This is a genomic window from Pseudomonas wuhanensis, from assembly GCF_030687395.1.
Taxonomy (GTDB): Bacteria; Pseudomonadota; Gammaproteobacteria; order Pseudomonadales; family Pseudomonadaceae; genus Aquipseudomonas; species Aquipseudomonas wuhanensis.
Window position 1 is genome coordinate 2,322,262 of sequence record NZ_CP117430.1, and the last position, 22,722, is coordinate 2,344,983.

General features: G+C 57.8%; 26 protein-coding genes. 9 read left to right on the top strand and 17 right to left on the bottom strand.

Annotation, left to right across the window (positions count from 1 at the left end; translation table 11 throughout):
* Window positions 1-2 precede the first annotated feature (2 nt).
* Window positions 3-686, top strand: a complete 684-nt coding sequence (gene lolD, locus PSH88_RS10745; protein WP_020700644.1) for a lipoprotein-releasing ABC transporter ATP-binding protein LolD — start codon at window positions 3-5, stop codon at window positions 684-686.
* Between the two features lie 65 nt (window positions 687-751).
* A complete protein-coding gene (locus tag PSH88_RS10750) occupies window positions 752-1,996 on the top strand; it encodes a lipoprotein-releasing ABC transporter permease subunit (RefSeq protein ID WP_305426182.1) in 1,245 nt (414 codons plus the stop codon).
* 112 nt (window positions 1,997-2,108) lie between these two features.
* Here the strand turns inward: PSH88_RS10750 and PSH88_RS10755 are convergent, their stop codons facing one another.
* A complete protein-coding gene (locus tag PSH88_RS10755; RefSeq protein ID WP_305426183.1) occupies window positions 2,109-3,458 on the bottom strand; it encodes a heavy metal sensor histidine kinase in 1,350 nt (449 codons plus the stop codon).
* Complete coding sequence (locus PSH88_RS10760) at window positions 3,458-4,138, bottom strand: heavy metal response regulator transcription factor (RefSeq protein WP_305426184.1); 681 nt, start codon at window positions 4,136-4,138, stop codon at window positions 3,458-3,460. The genes PSH88_RS10755 and PSH88_RS10760 overlap by 1 nt, the downstream gene beginning before the upstream one ends.
* 153 nt (window positions 4,139-4,291) lie before the next feature.
* Between PSH88_RS10760 and copI the strand changes: the two genes are divergently transcribed.
* Together copI and queF are read left to right on the top strand one after the other, a co-directional pair.
* Window positions 4,292-4,828: a copper-resistant cuproprotein CopI gene (gene copI / locus PSH88_RS10765; RefSeq protein WP_305426185.1), complete on the top strand. Its 537-nt coding sequence runs from the start codon at window positions 4,292-4,294 to the stop codon at window positions 4,826-4,828.
* A 61-nt stretch (window positions 4,829-4,889) separates the two neighbouring features.
* Entirely contained in the window at window positions 4,890-5,720 is an 831-nt protein-coding gene (gene queF, locus PSH88_RS10770) for an NADPH-dependent 7-cyano-7-deazaguanine reductase QueF (RefSeq protein WP_305426186.1), read from the top strand.
* Between the two features lie 172 nt (window positions 5,721-5,892).
* Here queF and PSH88_RS10775 read toward each other — a convergent pair whose 3' ends face one another.
* The gene (locus PSH88_RS10775) at window positions 5,893-6,156 is read right to left on the bottom strand and encodes a DUF4404 family protein (protein ID WP_305426187.1); all 264 of its coding nucleotides are present in this window, start codon (window positions 6,154-6,156) and stop codon (window positions 5,893-5,895) included.
* 125 nt (window positions 6,157-6,281) lie between these two features.
* A complete protein-coding gene (pcrP, locus tag PSH88_RS10780; RefSeq protein WP_305426188.1) occupies window positions 6,282-6,902 on the bottom strand; it encodes an HAD superfamily inactivated hydrolase PcrP in 621 nt (206 codons plus the stop codon).
* A 201-nt stretch (window positions 6,903-7,103) separates the two neighbouring features.
* Here pcrP and PSH88_RS10785 point away from each other — a divergent pair, with 201 nt between their 5' ends.
* Window positions 7,104-7,793, top strand: coding sequence for an MlaA family lipoprotein (locus PSH88_RS10785; RefSeq protein WP_305426189.1), 690 nt, complete (start codon window positions 7,104-7,106; stop codon window positions 7,791-7,793).
* Window positions 7,794-7,854: 61 nt separating this feature from the next.
* On the opposite strand, the gene PSH88_RS10790 is transcribed toward PSH88_RS10785, so the two are convergent.
* Window positions 7,855-8,154 (bottom strand): PilZ domain-containing protein, encoded by a 300-nt coding sequence (locus PSH88_RS10790; protein ID WP_305426190.1) that lies wholly within the window; start codon window positions 8,152-8,154, stop codon window positions 7,855-7,857.
* Window positions 8,155-8,431: 277 nt separating this feature from the next.
* Between PSH88_RS10790 and rssB the strand changes: the two genes are divergently transcribed.
* The gene (rssB, locus tag PSH88_RS10795) at window positions 8,432-9,613 is read left to right on the top strand and encodes a two-component system response regulator RssB (RefSeq protein WP_008076016.1); all 1,182 of its coding nucleotides are present in this window, start codon (window positions 8,432-8,434) and stop codon (window positions 9,611-9,613) included.
* A complete protein-coding gene (gene rssC / locus PSH88_RS10800) occupies window positions 9,613-10,095 on the top strand; it encodes an anti-sigma factor antagonist RssC (RefSeq protein WP_007897104.1) in 483 nt (160 codons plus the stop codon). Before rssB ends, rssC begins: the two co-directional genes overlap by 1 nt.
* Window positions 10,096-10,334: 239 nt before the next feature.
* Here the strand turns inward: rssC and tal are convergent, their stop codons facing one another.
* The 4 genes from tal to PSH88_RS10820 all read right to left on the bottom strand — a co-directional run bounded on the left by tal (window position 10,335) and on the right by PSH88_RS10820 (window position 14,602).
* On the bottom strand, window positions 10,335-11,261 hold the full coding sequence (gene tal, locus PSH88_RS10805) for a transaldolase (RefSeq protein ID WP_305426191.1): 927 nt from the start codon (window positions 11,259-11,261) through the stop codon (window positions 10,335-10,337).
* A gap of 222 nt (window positions 11,262-11,483) precedes the next feature.
* Window positions 11,484-12,743 (bottom strand): IS256 family transposase, encoded by a 1,260-nt coding sequence (locus tag PSH88_RS10810; RefSeq protein ID WP_305422598.1) that lies wholly within the window; start codon window positions 12,741-12,743, stop codon window positions 11,484-11,486.
* A gap of 77 nt (window positions 12,744-12,820) precedes the next feature.
* A complete protein-coding gene (dusA, locus tag PSH88_RS10815; RefSeq protein WP_305426192.1) occupies window positions 12,821-13,816 on the bottom strand; it encodes a tRNA dihydrouridine(20/20a) synthase DusA in 996 nt (331 codons plus the stop codon).
* A gap of 327 nt (window positions 13,817-14,143) precedes the next feature.
* The gene (locus PSH88_RS10820) at window positions 14,144-14,602 is read right to left on the bottom strand and encodes a hemerythrin domain-containing protein (RefSeq protein ID WP_305426193.1); all 459 of its coding nucleotides are present in this window, start codon (window positions 14,600-14,602) and stop codon (window positions 14,144-14,146) included.
* A gap of 553 nt (window positions 14,603-15,155) precedes the next feature.
* On the opposite strand from PSH88_RS10820, the gene PSH88_RS10825 reads away from it, so the two are divergent.
* On the top strand, window positions 15,156-15,656 hold the full coding sequence (locus PSH88_RS10825; RefSeq protein WP_305426194.1) for a type VI secretion system amidase effector protein Tae4: 501 nt from the start codon (window positions 15,156-15,158) through the stop codon (window positions 15,654-15,656).
* Window positions 15,656-16,111, top strand: a complete 456-nt coding sequence (locus tag PSH88_RS10830) for a type VI secretion system amidase immunity protein Tai4 (RefSeq protein ID WP_305426195.1) — start codon at window positions 15,656-15,658, stop codon at window positions 16,109-16,111. The genes PSH88_RS10825 and PSH88_RS10830 overlap by 1 nt, the downstream gene beginning before the upstream one ends.
* An 89-nt stretch (window positions 16,112-16,200) precedes the next feature.
* On the opposite strand, the gene PSH88_RS10835 is transcribed toward PSH88_RS10830, so the two are convergent.
* From PSH88_RS10835 to PSH88_RS10870, 8 genes are all read right to left on the bottom strand, one after another.
* Window positions 16,201-16,992 (bottom strand): transporter substrate-binding domain-containing protein, encoded by a 792-nt coding sequence (locus PSH88_RS10835; protein WP_305426196.1) that lies wholly within the window; start codon window positions 16,990-16,992, stop codon window positions 16,201-16,203.
* Window positions 16,993-17,132: 140 nt separating this feature from the next.
* Window positions 17,133-17,336: a DUF2933 domain-containing protein gene (locus PSH88_RS10840; RefSeq protein ID WP_305426197.1), complete on the bottom strand. Its 204-nt coding sequence runs from the start codon at window positions 17,334-17,336 to the stop codon at window positions 17,133-17,135.
* Between the two features lie 94 nt (window positions 17,337-17,430).
* On the bottom strand, window positions 17,431-17,829 hold the full coding sequence (locus PSH88_RS10845) for a hypothetical protein (RefSeq protein ID WP_305426970.1): 399 nt from the start codon (window positions 17,827-17,829) through the stop codon (window positions 17,431-17,433).
* A 227-nt stretch (window positions 17,830-18,056) separates the two neighbouring features.
* The gene (locus PSH88_RS10850; RefSeq protein ID WP_305426198.1) at window positions 18,057-18,398 is read right to left on the bottom strand and encodes a hypothetical protein; all 342 of its coding nucleotides are present in this window, start codon (window positions 18,396-18,398) and stop codon (window positions 18,057-18,059) included.
* A gap of 153 nt (window positions 18,399-18,551) precedes the next feature.
* Window positions 18,552-19,475, bottom strand: coding sequence for a copper homeostasis membrane protein CopD (gene copD / locus PSH88_RS10855; protein ID WP_305426199.1), 924 nt, complete (start codon window positions 19,473-19,475; stop codon window positions 18,552-18,554).
* A gap of 3 nt (window positions 19,476-19,478) precedes the next feature.
* A complete protein-coding gene (gene copC, locus PSH88_RS10860; protein WP_305426200.1) occupies window positions 19,479-19,862 on the bottom strand; it encodes a copper homeostasis periplasmic binding protein CopC in 384 nt (127 codons plus the stop codon).
* A gap of 55 nt (window positions 19,863-19,917) precedes the next feature.
* Window positions 19,918-20,805: a copper resistance protein B gene (locus PSH88_RS10865; RefSeq protein ID WP_305426201.1), complete on the bottom strand. Its 888-nt coding sequence runs from the start codon at window positions 20,803-20,805 to the stop codon at window positions 19,918-19,920.
* 10 nt (window positions 20,806-20,815) lie between these two features.
* A complete protein-coding gene (locus PSH88_RS10870) occupies window positions 20,816-22,609 on the bottom strand; it encodes a copper resistance system multicopper oxidase (RefSeq protein WP_305426202.1) in 1,794 nt (597 codons plus the stop codon).
* Between the last annotated feature and the right edge of the window lie 113 nt (window positions 22,610-22,722).

The window sequence follows — 22,722 nt, forward strand, 5'->3', positions numbered from 1 at the left end:
GCATGAGTGATAAAGCAATCTTGAGCTGCCGCAACCTGGGCAAATCCTATGTGGAAGGCCCGGAATCGGTAGAGGTTCTGGCGGGTCTGCAACTGGAGCTGCACCCAGGTGAGCGCGTGGCGATCGTCGGTACGTCGGGTTCGGGCAAAAGTACCTTGCTCAACCTGCTGGGCGGCCTCGATACGCCGACCAAGGGCAGCGTCTGGCTGGCCGGTGAAGAGCTCTCGGCATTGAACGAAAAGGCGCGTGGCCTGCTGCGCAATCGGTCGCTGGGTTTCGTTTACCAGTTCCACCACTTACTGCCTGAGTTCACCGCGCTGGAAAACGTCTGCATGCCGTTGCTGATCGGTAAAACTGCGATCCCGGAAGCGCGTCAACGTGCGACGGCGTTGCTGGAGCGGGTAGGGCTGGGCCATCGTCTGGAGCACAAACCGGCGGAATTGTCCGGTGGCGAACGCCAGCGTGTGGCCATCGCCCGTGCCCTGGTGAACAAGCCAGGCCTGGTGATGCTCGACGAGCCGACCGGTAACCTCGATTCCCACACCGCGCAGGGCATTCAGGATTTGATGCTGGAACTCAGCACTTCGATGCGCACCGCGTTCCTGGTGGTGACCCACGACATGAACCTGGCCCGCCAGATGGATCGCGTCCTGCATTTGCAGGAAGGTTACCTGACACCCATCTGATTGACCGAAACCCGGCGTACTGAACAGTGCGTCGGGTCTTTTATTTTTATACGGTGCCCCAGCGAATGTTCAGACCGTTATCGATCTTTATCGGCACGCGCTATACCCGCGCCAAGCGCCGCAATCGCTTTGTTTCCTTCATCTCGATGACTTCGATGATCGGCCTCGCCCTGGGCGTGCTGGCGATGATCGTGGTGCTGTCGGTAATGAACGGCTTCCAGCGCGAAATGAGCTCGCGCATCCTCGGCATGGTGCCCCACGCGACCATCGTCGGCGTGAACCCTATCGACGATTGGCAGCCGGTGGCCGCCGCGGCGATGAAGAATCCTGAAGTGACGGCGGCGGTGCCGTTCACCGAGATGGAAGGCATGCTGTCCTACAAGGGCACGATGCAGCCGATCCAGGTCAGCGGTGTCGACCCGGCGCTGGAAGGCAAGGTGTCGATCGTTGCCAAACATATTGTTCAGGGGCGTCTCGACGCCTTGAAGCCGGGCGAGTTCGGCGTGGTGATCGGTGAGATCACTGCGCGGCGCTTTCGCTTGAATGTCGGCGACAAGATCACCCTGATCGTGCCGGAAATCAGCACCGCGCCGGGCGGGATTACCCCGCGCATGCAGCGGCTGGACGTGGTGGGCGTGTTCAAGGTCGGCGCCGAGCTGGATGGCTCGATGGCGCTGATCCACCTCGCCGATGCCGCACAGATGCAACACTGGCAGCCAAATCAGGTGCAGAGCGTACGCTTGGCGGTGAAGGATCTGTACGCCGCGCCGCAAGTGTCGAGCGACATCGCGAGTGGCCTGGGCGCTGCCTACAAGGCTGACGACTGGACCCACACCCAGGGCAGTCTGTTCAGCGCGATGAAGATGGAAAAAACCATGATCGGCCTGCTGTTGCTGATGATCGTCGCGGTGGCGGCGTTCAACATCATCGCCACCCTGATCATGGTGGTGAACGACAAGGGCGCGGACATCGCGATCCTGCGCACCATCGGCGCGACGCCTCGGCAGATCATGGCGATCTTCATGGTGCAGGGCACGGTGATCGGGGTTGTCGGTACCTTGATTGGCGGCGTGCTGGGCGTGATTGCAGCGTTGAACGTCAGCGAACTGGTAGGCTGGATGGAGCGGGTGAGCGGGCAGCACATCTTCAGTTCCGATGTGTACTTTGTCAGTAACTTGCCGTCGGAACTGCAGGGCGCGGATGTGTTGTTGATCTGTTCCGCCGGTTTCATCATGAGCTTTTTGGCGACGGTGTATCCGGCGTGGCGGGCGGCGAAGGTCGAGCCGGCTACTGCGTTGCGGTATTCGTAAGCCTGTAGATCGCTATCGCGGGCAAGCCCGCTCCCACAGGGTTTCGAGTCGTTCACATCATTGTGATTCAACTCGGTCACTGTGGGCCGCGATGGGGCCGGCCCTGCTAGCCTCAATCCCCCTTCGGCAACTCAATCACAAACCGCGTCCACCCCTGATCCGATTCGCAACGAATCTGCCCGCCATGGGCGCGGATGATCGACTGGGTAATCGCCAACCCCAACCCTGCATGCTCACTGCTGCCTTCACGACGTGCCGGGTCTGCCCGGTAGAAACGGTCAAACAAGCGCGGCACCAAGTCTTCAGAAATCCCTTCGCCACTGTTTTCAACGCTCAAGCTCAAGCCAGTCGGCTGCTCGACAATCCTTACCCGCACCTCGCCACCGACCGGGGTAAACCGCAACGCATTGTCCAGCAAATTGGACAGCGCCCGACGCAACATGCTGCGGTCGCCCTGCATGCGCGCGCTGCCGTCACGACTCAACTTCACCTGAGCGTCTTCGGCCAACGGCGCAAAAAACTCCAGCAGCACATCGGCTTCTTCCGCCAGTTCCAGCGGTTCGCGCTTGGGCATCAGCAAGCCATGGTCAGCCTTGGCCAGGTACAACATGTCGTTGACCAGTTGCGCCATCCATTGCAGTTCTTCGAGGTTGCTGTGCAGCGCTTCGCGGTAATCCTCGATGGGACGTGGGCGGGTGAGGGTGACCTGGGTGTGGGTCAGCAGGTTCGACAGCGGTGTGCGCAGTTCATGGGCGATGTCGGCGGAGAAGGCCGAGAGCCGCTGAAAAGAGTCGTCGAGGCGTTCGAGCATGGCGTTGAAGCTGTGGGCCATTTCCGCGAGTTCCGGCGGCATGTCTGCTTCCGGCAGGCGGGCGTTGAGCGATTGCGCCGACACGCCGCTGGCGACCGCACTCATGCGCCGCAACGGACGCAAACCACTGCGCGCCGCCCAGGCGCCGAGCAGGGCCGTGGCCAGGGCTGAGAGGCCAATCGTCAGCCAGATCAGGTGTTGCATGCGTTGTAGAAAGTGTTGGTGGTGGGTGATGTCCAGCAGCAAAGTCAGTTGCGGCGAGTCGGGTTTGTCGAGGAACAGCGGCGCATTCAGGACGCGGTAATCGGTGCCGTCGTCGCTCACCGTCGACAGGCCAGGCTTGCGCGGCAAATCTTTGGGTAAGCGGGGCGAGCTGTCGTACAGCCGTTGACCGTCACTGCCAACGATGCGCAGTGAAAGATCGGCCTGTCGGCTCAATTCGTCGGCTAGCCTGGCCTCGGTATCGCTGGACTGAATGTCATCCAGTGCCCGGCGCAAACCAATCAGTTTGCCATCCAGCAACTGTTGGTCCAGCTCGATAAAGTGCGCCTCGCTGGCGCGGCTGAACAACACCCCGGCAAACAACGACACCACCGCAGTGCAGGCGGCAAACAGCAGTGCCAGACGGCTGCTTAATGAAAGTCGGCGCATCAGGCAGGGCGCTCTTCAAGGACGTAGCCCATGCCGCGCACGGTGTGGATCAACTTGTTCGGGAAGTCGTCATCTATCTTCAGACGCAAACGACGGATCGCCACTTCGATGACGTTGGTGTCGCTGTCGAAATTCATGTCCCACACCTGGGAAGCGATCAGTGACTTGGGCAGCACTTCGCCTTGGCGCCGCAGGAGCATTTCCAGCAAGGCGAATTCCTTGGCGGTCAGGTCGATGCGCTGGCCGTTGCGCTCGACCCTGCGGCGGATCAGGTCCAGGCGCAAGTCGGCCAGTTGCAGGCTGGTTTCCTGAGGTGTTGCGCTACCGCGCCGCAGCAGGCTGCGAACCCGGGCCAGCAGTTCGGAGAAGGCGAAAGGTTTGACCAGATAGTCGTCGGCGCCCAGTTCCAGGCCGTGGACCCTGTCCTCCACCGCGTCGCGGGCTGTAAGAAACAATACCGGCGTGTCCAGGCCTGCACCGCGCACCGCTTGCAAAATCTGCCAGCCATCGCGGCCAGGCAGCATCACATCGAGAATCAACAAGGCGTAATCGCCACTCAAGGCCAGTTGCTGGCCAGTGGTGCCATCTGCCACCAGTTCGGTATTGAACCCGGCCTCGGTCAGGCCCTGGCGCAGGTAATGGCCGGTTTTCGGTTGGTCTTCGACGATCAGCAGTTTCATGGGCGACTCGGGCAGTAGGAACAGGTGCGTTATACCGTGGGCGGCAAGGAAGCTGGTCAATATGACAAAGTTGTAATCCGTCTGTCAGGTGGCTGGCAGAACTGGTTGGTAGAGTCTCCCACAAGCTGAACCTCATCTTATTGGAGTGCGACTATGTTTTTGCAAAAGCATCTGGTACTGGCCGCTTGTTTGCTGAGTCTGAGCCTGGGGCTGGAAGCCTCGCCGGCACAGACCTACGATTTCGGTCAACCAGCCTCGGCCGCACAGGCTACCCGCAGCGTTGAAGTGGTGATGGGCGATATGACCTTCAGCCCCAAGGCCATCGATATCAAGGCCGGGGAAACCGTGCGTCTCGTACTGGTGAATAAAGGCCAGTTGCTGCATGAATTCAACCTCGGCGATGCACAGATGCATGCCAGGCATCAGCGGGAAATGCTCCAGATGCAGCAAAGCGGCATGTTGATGCCTACAGGCATGAAGACCATGGATCACGGTTCCATGGCCGGAATGGATCATGGCACCATGGACCACGGCATGAAGCATGACGACCCCAATAGTGTGTTGGTGGAACCGGGCAAAACCGCCGAGCTGACCTGGACCTTCACCAAGGCCACCAACCTGGAATTTGCCTGCAATATCCCCGGCCACTATCAGGCCGGCATGGTCGGCAAATTGACAGTCAGTCAGTAAGCACTCAAAGGCGGGAGCAAAGGCTGGTAGAATCCGCTGATTCTTCAGTCAGGTTTCCGCCATGCATCCCGCAGCCGAACATTCGCCGCTGGGCAAATCCAGCGAATACATCGCCACCTACACGCCGTCCCTGCTGTTCCCAATCCCGCGTACCGCGAAATGGGCCGAACTGGGCCTGACGGCTGAAACCCTGCCGTACAAGGGCGTGGACTTCTGGAACTGCTTCGAACTGTCGTGGCTGTTGCCATCCGGCAAGCCTGTGGTGGCGATTGGCGAATTCAGCATTCCGGCGGATTCGCCGAACATCATCGAATCGAAGTCGTTCAAGCTGTACCTCAACTCGCTGAACCAGACAGCGTTTGCCGATACCGCGAGCCTTGAAGCGACGCTGGCGAAAGACCTCTCGGCTGCTGCCGGCAAACCGGTGGGCGTGCGGATTCGCAGCCTGAAAGAGGTTGAGGCAGAAGGCGTCGTGGCATTGCCGGGCGTGTGCATCGATGACCTGGACATTAGCGTCAGCAGCTATGAGCATCCGCGTCCGGAACTGCTGCGCTGCGATGAGTCACTCATTATTGAAGAGTCCGTGCACAGCCATTTGCTAAAGTCCAACTGCCCGGTTACCAGTCAACCGGATTGGGGCAGCGTGGCGGTGGAGTATCGCGGCGCGGCGCTGGATCACGCGAGTTTGCTGGAATACATCGTGAGCTTTCGTCAGCACTCGGACTTTCATGAGCAGTGTGTGGAGCGGATTTTCCTCGACCTGCAACGGTTGCTGAAGCCAGAGAAACTGACGGTGTATGCGCGGTATGTGCGTCGCGGCGGGTTGGACATCAACCCGTATCGCAGCACGGAAGAAGTGCAACTGCCGAACCATCGGTTGGTCCGTCAATAAGGCTTAAGTCAAGCATGGAACCTGTGGCGAGGGGCTTGCCCCCAATGATTTGCGACGGCTTCGCAGCCGAACGGGGGCAAGCCCCCTCGCCACAATAGAACCGTGGTGCTTCGGACTGCAGAAACGAAAAAGCCCCGCTATCGATAGCGGGGCTTTTTTGCATATGGTGGGTTCAGATCCCCATGCTGACCAAGGCTTGCATGATGTTACGCAAGGTGCCGGCAAGGGCGGGATGTTCGACTTCGAAGCGCTCGACGGCCAGGTTCACATTGTCGGCGAGGTTGGTGTCCTGGGTTTTTGTTTCGAGTTCAAGCTCAAGTTCGATCTGTTGCATCAGCGCGTGCAGGTCAGCGCGCTCGGCTTCGGAAAGCGGTGGATTCTGTTCCAATTGCTCGCGCAGTTTGTTGAGCTGTTCTTGCAGTTCGCGGGCAGGCATGGCGTTCTTCCTTTTATCGATAGGCACTGGCATAGACCGCAGCGGCGCGCCAAAGGTCTATGGCTGACCTTCAGATTAATCCACTCTCGGGCAACCTGCATGCCTTCATAGGTGTGAGGCGGCGATCAGGGCTTCTCGCCCTTGAGTCGGCGCAGGCTGATATCGGCCAGGCAGGTGTCGAGCTCGCCCAGATGATCGATCACCGAATGCACGCCCAGGCCGAACAACTGCATTGTGGCCTTGCCACGCAGGTGTTCCCGTTCCTTTTGGCTCAAGGCCTGCCATTCACTCGGCGCGAGCCCACACAACGAGCCGCAGGACGCCAGGCCAATGGTCCACAACCCGGCATTCAGGCCTGATTGCAGCAAGCGTGGTTCGCCGCTGACCAGCACGCAACCGTCCAGACGCTCGACGTTCAGCGCCATCAAGGCTTGCCAGCAGGCATTCGGGGCTGGCCATGGATTGATTGTTTCCGGGTGTTGCGAAGGTTTGATCCAGGCCGGGAGTGCCGCGGCCAGCGAGTGGCTGAGGGCGGGGGGCAGTTCATCGAGCCAGGCACAAGGAATCTGTTGGCGCTGCAAGCTGGACAGGCTATCCAGAGCACCGAGCGTGACTTCGGTGTGCTCGGCAGTCAGTGTGCCGGGTTGGCGAGTGCGTGCGCCGAAATCCACCAGACATCCACTGAGGCCGAACAGTACAGCGGTCAGGCTGGGCGCGATGAGAGGCGAGGTTTCGGCGCGTGGCATATCAACATCCTTGAAATAGTAACAAGGCTATTCGTGGACGGTGACAGTTGAGTGACACTGATGTGAATCGCTCCCAGCCAGGCACAGTCGGTCGCAGGCCATCGCGCACGAAGCTGCCTAAACAGGATTTTCCATCATATACTAGCGGTCTTTGTGCTTGGGCCAAGCGCCCATGCCAGTATGAATCCAAGGAGTTTCTGTATGCGCTGGAGCAATCGACTCGCTCAGCTTTGTATGTGTGCCAGTGTATTGCTGGTTCCGTTCGCGGCTCAGGCTGCCACGGAAGAAGACCCTTGGGAAAGCATTAACCGCCCGATCTACAAGTTCAACGACTTCGTCGACACCTACGCGCTGAAGCCGGTAGCTCAGGGCTACCGGTTCGTCACGCCGCAGTTCCTGGAAGACGGCATCCACAACATGTTCCGCAACGTCGGCGACGTCACCAACCTCGCCAACGACGTGTTGCAGGCCAAGCCCGCCGCGGCTGGCGTCGACACTGCGCGCTTGATTTTCAACACCACCTTCGGCCTGCTGGGCTTCTTCGACGTGGGCACCCAAATGGGCCTGCAGCGCAACGACGAAGACTTCGGCCAGACCCTCGGTTACTGGGGCGTGGGCAGCGGCCCGTACCTGATGCTGCCGCTGCTGGGTCCAAGCACTTTGCGTGATGCGCCTTCCAAGTATGTCGACGGCTATACCGGCCCGTACCGCTACATCCACGACGTGCCGGTGCGTAATTCGATCTTCGGCCTGAACATCGTAGACACCCGCGCCAACCTGCTGTCGGCCGAGAAGCTGGTCAGCGGCGACAAATACACCTTTATTCGCAATGCGTACCTGCAAAACCGCGAATTCAAGGTCAAGGACGGCCAGGTCGAAGACGATTTTTAATCTCGACCGGTAAAACGAAGAAGGCGGCCATTTGGCCGCCTTCTTTCGTTTGGCTAGCGGGTTATTTCATCTTCAGGATTGTAAGCCCGAGTTTCTGACTGCCACCGTCCTGTGCTTTCACCCACACCACCTCGGTATCGGCCTCAAGGCCTTTTAGCGCCGTGTGATCGGAATCAATTCGCACGCTAAGCCGGTCACCGACCTTGAACAAGCGGGGCGCCTCAACCTGCATACCGCTGCTGGAAAGGTCGATGCAGACGGCTGGCACCTCGTCGCCCTCATGAATCAGCGACACATCGGCATCGACCCGCATGCGGATGAAATCGCGCTTTTCGCTGTAGTCCCGATCAGTTTGGCTCATGGGCTCGATCCTTCCTTTGGGTTACGGTTTTGCCTGTTCTTATAACTCTCGGTGATTTGACAAGTAAAGACGTCAAGCGACCATCGGCGTGAGCTTGAAACGCCTCGCGGATGGGAGTACCGTCTGCGCCTTAGAAGGGCACCTTTGGTGGACCTGTGAGTAGGGCAAACGCTCGAAAACGGTGCGGCCAGAGAGGCTAGAAAGCGAATCCAGTAGTGTGAGCAGGGCCAAATGCCCAGCCTGCTACGCCAACCTAATTCTGGCGCCGTTTGCCCACATGCCAAAAACCAGTGCCACGCTGCTGATAATCGATGATGACGAAGTAGTGCGCGCGAGCCTCGCGGCCTACTTGGAAGACAGTGGTTTCAGTGTCCTGCAGGCCAGCAATGGCCAGCAGGGACTTCAGGTATTCGAGCAAGACAAGCCCGATTTGGTCATCTGCGATCTGCGCATGCCGCAGATGGGCGGACTCGAACTCATTCGCCAGGTCACCGAGCTGTCGCCGCAAACCCCGGTAATCGTGGTGTCGGGCGCCGGCGTGATGAACGACGCGGTCGAGGCCCTGCGTCTGGGCGCGGCGGACTACCTGATCAAGCCTCTCGAAGATCTGGCCGTGCTCGAGCACTCCGTGCGCCGGGCCCTGGATCGTGCGCGCCTGCTGCTGGAAAACCAGCGCTACCGCGAGAAGCTGGAAAAGGCCAACCGAGAGCTCGAAGCCAGCCTGAACCTGCTCCAGGAAGACCAGAACGCCGGTCGCCAGGTGCAGATGAACATGCTGCCGGTCAGCCCCTGGAGCATCAACGAGTTCCAGTTCGCGCACCAGATAATCCCGTCGCTGTACCTGTCGGGCGATTTCGTCGACTACTTCCGGGTCGACGAGCGTCGGGTAGCGTTCTACCTGGCAGACGTTTCCGGTCATGGCGCCTCTTCAGCCTTCGTTACCGTGTTGCTGAAGTTCATGACCACGCGCTTGCTGTTCGAATCCAAACGCAACGGCACGTTGCCGGAATTCAAGCCTTCAGAGGTCCTTGGTCATATCAACCGGGGCCTGATCAGTTGTAAGCTGGGTAAACACGTCACAATGGTCGGTGGAGTCATCGACGAGGAGACAGGTTTGTTGACCTATAGCATCGGCGGTCATCTGCCGTTGCCTGTGTTGTACACGCCAGACAGTGTTCGTTACCTGGAAGGGCGCGGTCTGCCGGTGGGCCTCTTCAATGAAGCCACCTACGAAGATCACGTACTGGAATTGCCGCCAGTGTTCAGTTTGACGCTGATGTCTGATGGCATTTTGGACCTTTTGCCAGAACCCACACTCAAAGATAAAGAAGCTGCTTTGCCTCAACGAGTGAAGGCAGCGGGCGGCAGCCTGGATGGTCTGCGGCAGGTTTTTGGATTGGCCACGCTAGGGGAGATGCCGGATGATATCGCCCTGTTGGTGTTGAGCAGGAATCTTTAATGAGTACCGGTAGAATCCAGTTCGCCGAGCAGGATGGCACCTTCGTCCTGAAGTTCGTCGGTGAAGTTCGCCTGACCCTGTGTTCGGCGTTGGATGCGACTATTGAGCGGATCTTCACCGCGTTGAATTTCAACGCCATCGTGATCGACCTGACCGAAACCCGCAGTATCGACAGCACCACCTTGGGCCTGTTGGCCAAACTGTCGATCCTGTCGCGGCAAAAGGTCGGCCTGCTGCCGACCGTCGTCACCACCCACGAAGACATCACCCGTCTGCTGCAATCCATGGGCTTCGAGCAAGTGTTCAACATCGTTGACCGCCCGATCCCATGCCCAGAATGCCTGACCGACCTGCCAGACCAGGACCAGTCCGAAGAAGTGGTACGCGTCAAAGTCCTCGAAGCGCACAAAATTCTCATGGGCCTGAACGACTCCAACCGTGAGGCGTTCCATGACCTGGTGAATGCGCTGGAGCGGCACTGATTCCCAGAAGTGATGTGGGTCTTATGGGCCCCATCGCAGGCAAGCCAGCTCCCACATAAGCCTCAGTCGTAAACACTATCGCGACCCACCACAGAACCCCTGTGGGAGCCGGGCTTGCCCACGATGGCGTCATCACAAACGCCACATCCCTCCGCGCGCAGCCATCCAATGCCCAAATTCAACGCAAAAAAAGGGCGAACTCTTCAAGGTTCGCCCTTTTTGCACAGCTTCGAACTAGATCACAGCTTGGCCTGCAACAACGCCTCAAGCTTCTCCTGATCCCGAGCAAACTGACGAATCCCCTCAGCCAGCTTTTCAGTCGCCATCGCATCTTCGTTGGACAACCAGCGGAACTGCGCTTCATTCAAGCTAAGACGCGCTTCACCGGCATGCCCCGGCGCCAATTTGCGCTCCAGCTTGCCAGTATCCGTAGCCAGCTTCTCCAGCAGATCCGGGCTGATGGTCAGGCGATCACACCCAGCCAGTTGCTCAATCTGATTCAGGTTACGGAAGCTCGCACCCATGACCACAGTCTTGTAGTCATTGGCCTTGTAGTAATTGTAGATACGCGTCACCGACTGCACGCCCGGATCATCCGCGCCGGTGTAGTCGTTGCCGGTGGCCTTCTTGTACCAGTCGTAGATGCGGCCCACGAACGGCGAAATCAGGAAAACCCCAGCGTCAGCACAGGCCGCAGCCTGAGCGAAAGAGAACAACAAGGTCAGGTTGGTCTGGATGCCTTCCTTTTCCAGCTTCTCGGCAGCGCGAATGCCTTCCCAGGTCGAAGCGATCTTGATCAGCACACGGTCACGGCCAACGCCGGCCTTGTCGTACAGGTCGATCAGACGGTGCGCACGCTTCAATACGGCGTCAGTGTCGAACGACAGGCGCGCATCCACCTCGGTGGAAATACGACCCGGTACAACCTTCAGAATCTCTTGCCCTACCGCAACGCCAAAACGGTCGCTGGCCAGGCCCACATCGCCCTTGCAGTCGTGAACGCAAGCGTTCAGCAACTCGGCATAACCGGGAATGGCCGCCGCTTTGAGCAGCAGGGAAGGGTTGGTGGTAGCGTCCACGGGTTTAACGCGAGCGATTGCTTCGAAGTCGCCGGTGTCGGCAACCACGGTGGTCATTTGTTTGAGTTGTTCCAGCTTGGAAGTCATGGGCGTGCTCTGTCCTATGGGTCTAATGACATTACCCGAGCGCTTGCAGCCACTCAAGGGCGCGTACGTGTATCGATGGCCCCAGCGGCAACAACCTGAAAACGGATGTTTGAAAGGCGGGGCGTGGTATCGGTAGATACGATGCTGAAATGGGGGACAGGGGGAGTGTCAGATTTTTTGTGTGCGGGCCGGTAACGGCCTGCCATAAGGCAAGCCCTCATTTCACCAGTTTGACCTGGTAAATCGATCGCCATAAAGAATCGCAAACTGATTCATTGCGCTCTTCCAGTCGTGCGCTGCGCTGCCCCAATTGGCCGTGATGTTTTGCAGTGCCAGCCAGATCAGCTTCGTCGCTGCATCATCAGTCGGGAAGTGGCCTCTTGTCTTGATGATCTTGCGCAACTGAGCATTGATGCTCTCGATGGCGTTAGTGGTGTAGATCACTTTTCGGATGGCAGGCGGGAAGACAAAAAACGGGATGACTCGATCCCAGGCACGTCTCCAAGCGGCTACGACTGTTGGGTATTGTTTGCCCCAAGGCCCCGTTTCAAATGCGTCCAGAGCTTGCTCGGCAGCTTCAACGTTAAGCGCCTGATAAACCGGCTTGAGGGCTTTGGCCAACTCGCGGCGCTTGTCCCAGGAGGCGTAATCAAGACTGTTACGGATCAGGTGCACGATGCAGGTCTGCAAGGTCGTCGTCGGAAACACCGCACTCAAGGCTTCTGGCATGCCTTTAAGGCCGTCAGTTACCGCGATCAATACATCCTCAACGCCACGGGTCTTGAGGTCGTTGAAGACCTTCATCCAGAACTTGGCCCCCTCAGTGGTCTCAATCCAGATGCCCAAAATGTCTCGGGTGCCGTCCGGCAGCACGCCCAGAGCCAGGTAGATGGCCTTGTTGCGAACCAGTCCTTCCTCACGGATTTTGACCCGCAGCGCATCGAAGAAAATCACCGGATACATCGGCTCAAGCGGGCGTTGTTGCCAGGCAGTCACTTCCTCCAACACTGCGTCAGTGACCGAGCTGATGAAATCATGGGAAACATCGGTCCCGTACTGCTCCGAAAGGAATGCCCGGATCTCTCGGACGGTCATGCCACGGGCGTACATGGCAATGATTTTGTCGTCGAAGCCCGTGAACCGACGCTCATGCTTGGGGATCAGCATTGGCGCGAAGCTGCCATCGCGATCCCGAGGAATGTCCAGACGCAGCGGGCCATCATCGGTCAGCACGGTCTTGCTGCTTTTGCCGTTGCGCTGGTTACTCGACTCCTCAGGGCGCTCCGCGCCCTGAGGGTAGCCAAGGTGGTGACCCAGCTCCGCGCCAAGGGCTCGCTCGATAAGCGCCTTTTTGAACGCCATGGATGCGTCCTGAATCGCCTCGGCGCTCATTGGGCCTTTAACGAACTGATCGATCAGCTCCTTCGGAATCGAAGGAAGCTGGGTTTTGGCCTCCGAGGCCGGTTTCTTTTTGGTCGGCATACATGCTCCTTTTCAACATGTTATGCCCGAACACAAAATTTCTGACAGTCCCGGGACAGGTTCAACGCAGATGACCGTTAACGCCCCTCCAACAATTCCGCCGCCTGATCCAGCAATGCCAAAGGCTCTTTAGCCTTATGAATATCCACCGACAACAACTGCCGAAACTTCCGCGCCCCCGCAAACCCGGTGCCCAGCCCCAGCACATGCCGAGTGATGTGATGCATCGCCCCGCCCGCCAGCAGATGCTCGGCGATATAAGGCCGCAACTGCGCCAGCGCCTCGGCCCGGCTGATGACCGGTGCCTTGCTGCCGAACAGCTGCTGATCCACTTCAGCCATCACATAAGGATTGTGATACGCCTCACGGCCCAGCATCACGCCGTCAAACGTCAGCAAATGCTCGTGACAAGCCTCCAGCGTCTTGATCCCCCCGTTGAGAATAATCTCCAGCTCCGGAAAATCCGTCTTCAACCGCGCTGCCACGTCATAGCGCAGAGGCGGAATGTCACGGTTCTCCTTCGGCGACAACCCCTCCAGAATCGCAATCCGCGCATGCACCGTAAAACTCGTGCACCCGGCGTCCCGAACCGTGCCGACGAAATCACACAACTGCTCGTAACTGTCCCGCCCATTAATCCCGATCCGATGCTTCACCGTCACCGGAATCGACACCGCATCGCGCATCGCCTTCACGCAATCAGCCACCAACTGTGGATGCCCCATCAGGCACGCCCCGATCATATTGTTCTGCACCCGATCGCTTGGGCAGCCGACGTTCAGGTTTACCTCGTCGTAACCGTGGTCCTGAGCCATGCGGGCGCAGGCGGCCAGGTCAAGCGGGACACTGCCGCCGAGCTGCAGGGCTAGCGGGTGTTCGGCTTCGTTGTGACGCAGGAAACGGTCGTGATCGCCATTGAGCAGCGCGCCGGTGGTGACCATTTCGGTGTAGAGGAGGGCGTGCTTGGAGAGCAGGCGCAGGAAAAAGCGGCAGTGGCGGTCGGTCCAATCCATCATGGGGGCGACGGAGAAGCGGCGGGAGTGCGGGGCGGGTGTGGCAGTGATTGGGGGCATTGACGTTTCTGGAATGGGTGAGGCTGGGAGGTGGGGAGTTTATCAGGATTGGGCTTGCGGGGCTCAGGTGAGTCGCTGCGGGGGACAGCACAAATGAACAACGAAATGGGAGGGCTTCAGCGAGATTGATGGGATGTATCGGGCGTTTGGATGAAACAGGTGTAAATCTATTTTAGAACTAGACAACGCGCCAAAGCGAAGGGGCTTGTAACGAGGAATCGTCGATATACGGACACCCAGTGAGTTAATATTTGGTGTTCGCGCAGTTACTTAGTGAGGTCGGTACTAAGTAGTAGTTAACTTTTGAAAGTGAACGGTGACTTCCAATTAATGCCATTGATGCTTGATTTCCTGCCATTGGTCGTCTGATAGCCATTTATCTGCTGCTGGAAAGAAAATATTTTCCTCAGCATCCATATGATCGTAATATTTTTTGATGAAGTCATCGATAGTGTCAGCAATTACTCTCGTTTCCTGAGTTGTGTCCTCCAACATCTTCAGTTGTCCAGCAATACGCCCAAATGCCTGATGATCTCGCTCGATATCCTTGACCCGTTGGTGGATCGGCGCCTCAGTCGCTAGCAAGGCCAACCGAATAAGTTCTTCATTTTCATGGTGGTGGCGCTCTGCGTCACCGTGCAAGGCTTCCAGCATCTTGAACAACAGCTTGCAGTCATCAGCCACATCGGATTCATGTCTCATTTTCCTCAGCAACTCTTTGATCTGAGTAATTTTCATAGCCACTTCATGATGATAGGCCTGAAGTTCTTTCAATAAGACGTTCATATCAAATCCTCGTCATGACACCAAGCCATTACAGAAAAATATTTTAATCAGTAACCGCCCAAGAATACCTACACTTTTAAATTTGAATACCTTGTCAAATGCGCTCGTCAGCACTATTTAACCCTTTTAGTATAGGCGAGCATAAACCTCTCACCTCAGGAAATTTACCGCCCTTGGAAAAAATTGAAATATCAAGTTTATGTTTATATGCACTATTTGATCTGCCGGATAGCCGCCAGCGAAAACGGAAGGAAAAGCAGCGCCCAAAATCGACGCGATTCATACCTGGATGATCAGAAAACGGGGCATCCACTAGCCGGTTTCAAGTCAAGGTCGCTGCGATTTGCTGGATGTGATGGGGCTGCGTTGGCAGGCGCAGGTGTAGTCGCCGCAATGAAGATGGGCGACCTGAAGAGCTCGCCCATTTGCTTCATCTTCTGGATCCTTCCGGGCAACACACCTTCATGACCCCCATCGTTTAGGTCTATGTCACCTCAAGCATGAAGGATTAAACTGCTGCAGATTTTCTGCTTCCTGAACTCAAGGATGAAACATGATTCGACCCTCATTTTCTAGCGCGTGGGCGGCTTCTCAACGGATTTACGACACCATCAATCCATCTGAAAAAGTCGCGACAGTCATTGGCGGCAATGTTGCAATGAACATTAACAGCCGTGATCCGGCCTTAAGATGGGTCAACACGTGCGCGGTGCGTATGAGTTATATCCTCAATTACTCCGGCTCACTCATACCGCGAATAGTTGGCGAAACCGTGTCTGGCGCTGACAAGCGCTGGTACTTTTATCGCGTCAAAAGCCTGATTGCCTATCTGGAACAGCAATGGGGAAGCGCCGAGACGGTCAAATACCCGGCCGCAGATGGTGGCACCCTGGCGGGCCGGAAGGGTCTTATTTTGTTTGAAGTTTCTGGCTGGTCGGACGCTCAGGGGCATGCCACATTGTTTGACGGCAGAATGTGCTATGACCACTGCTATTTCAATGAGCCGGGTATGAACTATCAAACCGACCGCGCAAACTTCTGGAGTTTGTCTTGATGAAGTATTTGACTGCGGTCTTGGTACTGGCTTGGGTAGCCGCGCCTTCCAACAGTTGGTCCAAGGATGATCCGACCAACTCTCCCCAGGCAGGCGGGCGTACCTACGCGCAAAATTACAAGGATATGGTGCTGGCAGACTGCATCGCTACAGCCTACAAGAGCGAACCTGAAGCCGCCCAGGACGCCGGAAGCAGTGCCAGTGCGCTTATGGACTGGACCTATTTCGATCTGGAACAAGCACCTCAAGCCGGTAAACCTCTGGTTGACCGGTTTCTGGCTCGTGATTATCACAATCCACTGGTCGAATCAGAGCGTCAAGGCGTTCGCTTTGAGCTGCTCAAATGCCTGGACCTGTATCACAGCAAAGAGTTGGACAGCCAAGTCAAACAATTGGTCATCAATCCCCAGCATACCTATCGTCAGGACAACCCGCCACGACCCCAAAAGGATTGACCCTGCACCGCGATTGACACGTGTCGGTGATTTTTGACGGTGTCTGCCATCCCGTGCGGTAACGATGATGGCAGCTGAACCAACGCGGGCTATTTCGCCTCCGGCACCGCTATCCACTGACCCAAAATTTTCTGGTAATTCCCCGTCACCTTGGCCAGATGCAGCCACTGATCGACATACAACTTCCAGCTAATATCATCACGCGGCAACAGATAAGCCTTCTCCCCATACTGCATAAATTGCGTCGGGTTAACTGCACACAAACCCGGTTTGAGTTTCTGCTGATACAGCGCCTCCGAAGCATCGGTAATCATCACATCAGCCTTCTTATCCAGCAGTTCCTGAAAAATGGTCACGTTGTCGTGTAGCTTCAACTGCGCCTTGGGCAGGAAGGCGTGGACGAAGGCTTCGTTGGTGCCGCCGGCTGGTTCGACCAGGCGAACCGAAGGCTGGTTGATTTGTTCGATGGTCTGGTATTTCGCTTGATCTTCGCAGCGCACCAGCGGGATTTTGCCGTCGATATCCAGGGTGGTGCTGAAGAAGGCTTTTTTCTGGCGTTCCAGCGTGACGGAGATGCCGCCGACGCCGATGTCGCATTTGCCCGCGAGCATGTCGGGCATCAGGGTTTTCCAGGTGGTCTGGACCCACTCGACCTTCACGCCCAGGCTGTCGGCCAGCGAGCGGGCCATGGCGATGTCGATGCCCGAGTATTCGCCGTCTTCACCTTTGACGGTATAGGGTTTGTAGTCGCCTGTGGTGCAAACGCGAAGTTGGCCTTGTTGCAGGACGGTGTCCAGATGGGAAGGGCTTTGCTCTGCCTGAACGCCGCTGGCTAACGCGAGCAGGCCACAGAGCAGCATTGTGCTTTTTATGGTTTTCATTGTTATCGGGCTTTTGTGATGGAGTGGGGGCACGGCTGGATCAGTGTAGTGAAACCGCTTCTTGGCTGTCATCCACGCTGAATGCGATGCTCCCCGGCCCTGGTTCAATGTGCTTGATGATCGAGATGGCGATGCATGGGTCAGTGTCTGCCGTGATGATGCCCGAACAGGTGCATCAACGGGCACAGCAATAGAATCAGATAGGGCAGAAGCGGGTAAATATGGCCGTAATGCTCACGGGCCAGGTAGAACAGCCCGATCGCCAGCAGCATACCCAGCGCGATGCCGGGTTTGCTGCGCCAGAACGAGGGGGCTGGAGGGGCCGAGGGGTTTGAGTGGTTCATGTGATGCGCTCCGTTCCGACGAAAATGTTCCGGGGTTTCGTCCGGCCATGCCGGCCAATGCTAACCGTCAGCAATGGGTGTTATGGCGCAATGCTTATTGGCCCATCGGCATCTTCATCATCCTGGATTGCTGATCCATCATTTTCATCATCATGTCCATCATCGCTGTATCCGAGCCGCCCTTGCCACCGGACATGCCCATCCCCATACCTCTGCAATTGTTGTGCATCATGCCGAGGCTGTTTTTCATCGTAGTCATGGCTTCTTGCATCGCCGCCTGGCGTTCGACCGGAGTTTTGGCGGCAACCATTTTGTCGTGAGCTGCCTGCATTTTCTTCATCTGTTCGCTCATGGCCTTGTCTTGCATGGGCATGGTCTGGGTTGCGTCATTGGTGGGTGCGGCAGGCGTCGTTTCGGTGGGGGCGGCGGCCAGCGTCAGCAATGGGCTGCTCATGATCAAAGCGAGCAGGAGGGATTTGACGTAGATGTGCATGGCGATCTCCACAGTGATAACGCGGATCGGCAGCGTCGGATGGCTGCGAACCAGGGTATGTTGTGTTCCCGTTAGTGGGAATGATCTTGAACTTACTCCATGGTTGGAGGGCGTTGTTGATCCATATCAAACGACGCTCACGGAGGTTTATTGCGCTGCCAAGGTGACATTCCAATGGGTGATACGTGCCAGGCAAGGCCCAACACGTATCGCTCCACATTAGTTATTCATCCACAAGCCACGGACTTCGAACTCTTAAGATGCGCTTCAATCGAGTTGCTGGCAGAGTGGACTCTTACTCCCTTGAGTTTATCGAGTGGCGGCTCTTTCCATAGTTTTGATGCGTCGATGGGAAGGATGACCTGTAGAGCAGCCCCCTGGGGCGGATCAGCAACAAAATCGAAGTCTTGAATGCCGTCTGGCGGGAACTGGATATAAACCCGTGGCTCCAGTCTCGGGTTTGTCCATCCACCAGAATTCACCAAGCCAATTGCCGATATGTGTAGCTGCGGTGGGTTTGATTTAAGTATTTTTAAGTCGACATCCACCACTTTCATTACGCTAGCCATTTTCGATCTCCTTTCGATAATTGCGCCGCTTTTTCACCTTGGCGCTTGGGTGTTGAACCCTCTGGCTTGAAATCTGGTGTGGTTAGACGCTAGTAAAGGACCCTCACGCTGTCCACTGACTGCTCTGGCCGGTCATCGGATGCTTTCATTTCCTTACTGGGCATCCATTTCCGGGCTCAGCGTTCCGAGCCAAGCCACCAACCCCACAATCACCACCGCCGCCGCCAATTCCACCACCACGCTGCGCCGCAACGCATTGGCGGCGACCGTGTATTGCCCATCCCGCAACGACCGCTCCAGAAACGGCCCAAGGTGAAACCGGTTCAACGCGGCGAGCACCAGCATGCCGGCAAACAGCACCACTTTGGTAAACAGCAGAATCCCGTAAGTGCTGAGAAACACCTCGTCCAGCTTCGGCCCAACGATGAATAGATAATTCACGACCCCCGTCACCGTGATGACCACGACGATGGCCGCGCCAATCGCCTCAAACCGACTAACCGCGCGGGCCAGCAACCTGATGCGAGCTTCGGTTTGCAGGGCGTTGATCTTGGCCATCAACACAAACGCCAGCAACGCGCCAAGCCAAACCCCTGCCGCCAGCAAGTGCAGAATGTCCACCGTGAAGTGCCAAATGCGAAGATTGCCTTCATCCATCGCCCCATGCCCGCTCCAGGCCAGGCTGGAGAGGGCAACACCACCGGCAAAAGCCGCGATCCATAAACTGAAACCAGGTGCACGGAGCATTACCGCCAAAATAGCGACGACCAGCACTGCGATGCGAACCACCCAGGCCAATCCGACATCCATTTCAAATACCATCATTTCGATGTGTGGACGCAGCTCGGCGAAGTCCGTTTCACCGCTCATGGCACTCGCCATCATCACCATACTGGCGACAGACAACACCGCGCCCAGCACTGCCGTCCCCGCCAACATCGACCGGAATGGCAGCACCGCCCCAGACACCCGTTCCTGCCCTTTAAGGCTGTACAGCCCAAAAAGCGCCACCCCGAACAACAGCATCAAATCCACATACAACGCAAACCGCAGGGCAATGCTGACCGAGTCGCTCATCAATCACTTCACTTTGAACGTAACGTTGCCGGTGATCGGGTGAGTGTCTGAAGACACGGCGCGCCATTCGACTTTGTAGCTGCCGGTGGGCAGGGGCGAGAGCGGGGTGATGACCATGGTTTTCGGGTCGCTGCCGCCGGAGACTTTGGCTTTCATGGGCATGGGGGAGTGGGCCATGCCGGGCATGGCAGTCATGACCAGTTTGGCGCCGGAGAATTGGGTCACGAGGTTTTCGGAGAAGTGCAGTTCGATGTTGCTCGGTGCTGCACCGTTCGCACCTTCGGCCGGGGTGGAGGAGAGCAGTTTCGGGTGGGCTTGAGCCAGTGCGCTCATGAGCAGCCCGGTGGAAAGTGCGATAGCGACAGCGGTGGTTTTGATGGTGCGCATGCAAGGCCTCTTACCGCTTTAAGCGGTTGATTTTTAGGTTTTTGAGTTGACGCGTTTAGAACCACAGCCGAACGCCGACGACCAGGCGGGCTTCGCTGCGGTCCTCGCCTTCGTCCCTGGCGTAATCGGCGGTTTTGCCGTAGGTGCGGTTCCAGGTCACGCCGATGTAGGGCGCGAATTCCCGGCGAATTTCATAGCGCAACCGCAGGCCGGCTTCGGTGTTCGACAACCCGGAGCCGATGCCCCGTTGCGGGTCGTTTTTGCCGTAGACGTTGAGCTCGGCAGTCGGTTGCAGAATCAGCCGGTTGGTGAGCAGGATGTCGTAGTCGCCCTCCAGCCGCGCAGCGGTCTGGCCACCTTCGCCGATGAAGGCGGTGGCCTCGGCTTCGAAGTTGTACAGCGCCATGCCTTGCACGCCGAACGCGGCCCAGGTTTGCGGATCGCCGGGTTTGAAATCCTGGCGCACGCCGGTCACTACGTCCCACCAGGGGGAGATGGCGTGGCCCCAGAGGGCCTGGACTTCGGCGTCTTCGGTTTTGCCATTGACGCGTTCGCCTTCGGAGCGCAGCCACAGGCGATCAATGTCGCCGCCGATCCAGCCGGACAGATCCCACGCCAATGCGCTGCCGTCGTCGGCGTCCTGCCACTCGAGTTTGTCGGCGAGGAAGTAATAGTTGAGCGCGGTGTCATGCACGTTGTGGCCGGCGGGGCTGACGAAAACGGCGGCGCGGTCGGCGTCGGTCAATGCCGGGATCGGCGTGCGGCTTTGGATCGGTGCGGCGGGCTGCATTTGCCCGTAATCCTCGCTTTGCATCTGGCTGTGATCCATGCCCGGCATCTGGCTATGGTCCATGCCCTGCATGTTATCGGTGGCGGCCATGGCCGAAGAAAGCGTCAGGCCCACGGTAACGAGGGCCAAAGAGATCGGAGTGAGTCTGGTCATGGGTAGCGCCTCATTCTTCCACGCGAACTTCACGGAACATGCCCATTTCCATGTGATACAGGAGATGGCAGTGGTAGGCCCAGCGGCCGAGCGCATCGGCGGTGACCCGATAGCTGCGCTTTGATCCCGGTGGCATGTCGATAGTGTGTTTGCGCACCATGAACTGGCCGTTCTCGTCTTCGAGGTCGCTCCACATACCGTGCAAATGAATGGGGTGAGTCATCATCGTGTCGTTGACCAGGACGACCCGGATTCGCTCACCGTACTTGAGTCGCAGCGGTTCGGCATCGGAGAATTTCACGCCGTTGAACGACCAGGCGAATTTCTCCATGTGGCCGGTGAGGTGCAACTCGATGGTGCGACCGGGCTCGCGGCCGTCCGGGTCTTCGAAGGTGCTGCGCAGGTCGGAGTAAGTCAGTACGCGACGGCCGTTGTCGCGCAAGCCAAGGCCCGGGTCGTCGAGTTTCGGCGAGGTGGTCATGGCTTGCATGTCCACCAGCGGGTTGTCTTTTTCCGTGTCGGGATGGGATTGCATACCGGCCATGGCGCCCATGGCCATGCTGCTGTGATCCATGCCGGCCATGGTGTCCATGCCCTGCATGTCACCGCCGTCCATGCCCGTCATGCCTTGCATTGCACTGTGATCCATCCCCGCCATGTCGCCACCCATGCTGCCGTGATCCATCCCGCCCATGCCCATGTCATCCATGGTCACCAGCGGTCGCGGATCCAGCGGAGGAACCGGTGCCGACAACCCGGCCTTCGCCGCCAGGGTGCCTCGCGCATAACCCGTTCGATCCATCGACTGGGCGAACAGGGTGTAGGCGTCCTGGGTCGGCTCGACGATTACATCGAACGTCTCCGCCACCGCGATGCGGAACTCGTCGACGCTCACCGGTTTGACGTGCAGGCCATCCGCCGCGACCACGGTCATTTTCAAACCCGGGATACGCACGTCGAAGTAGGTCATGGCGGAGCCGTTGATAAACCGCAGTCGCAGTTTTTCGCCGGGGCGGAATACGCCAGTCCAGTTCATGTTCGGCGCCTGGCCGTTCATCAAGTAGGTGTAAGTGGCACCGCTGACGTCGGCCAGATCGGTGGGGTTCATCTTCATCTCGGCCCACATCTTGCGATCTGCGACTGTCGAGCCCCAGCCTTTTTCGCTGACGTCGTGGATGAAGTCGCCCACGGTGCGCTTGTGGTAGTTGTAGTAATCGGACTGCTTTTTCAGCGTCTTCATCAGGCTGGCCGCGTTTTCGTCGGTCCAGTCGGTGAGCATCACCACGTAGTCGCGGTCGTACTGGAAAGGTTCCGGTTCCTTGGCGTCGATCACCAACGGGCCATACACCCCGGACTGTTCCTGAAGCCCCGAATGGCTGTGATACCAGTAAGTGCCGTTCTGCCGGACCTTGAACTGGTAAACGTACATCCCGTCCGGTTCGATGCCGTGAAAGCTCAGGCCCGGCACGCCGTCCATGTTGGCCGGCAGCAAAATGCCGTGCCAGTGAATGGAGGTGCTGTCCTTGAGTTTGTTCTTCACCCGCAGCGTGACGGTGTCGCCTTCACGCCAGCGCAGCAGAGGGCCGGGAATGCCGCCGTTGATGGTCATCGCCGTGCGAGGGTTGCCGGTGATGTTGACCGGAGTTTCGCCGATAAACAGATCGAAGTCGGTACCGGCCAGCACGTTCGGTTCACCGGGGCTGGTGACCGCCCAGACCGGCGTGCGCCACAGCCCGAGGCCAGCAAGAACCCCGCCAGCGGTGAGGCCCTTCACGAAAGTGCGTCTTGAGGTGTTGGAATGCATGCCGTTTTTCCCATCCGTCAGCCTGATGAAGCCCTCAAGTCCATCCTGAGCGGAAGGAGGAGAACTTAATGAGGTGGAGGCTAACGGTTTGCGCCTTTCAGCAGGCTGAGGCC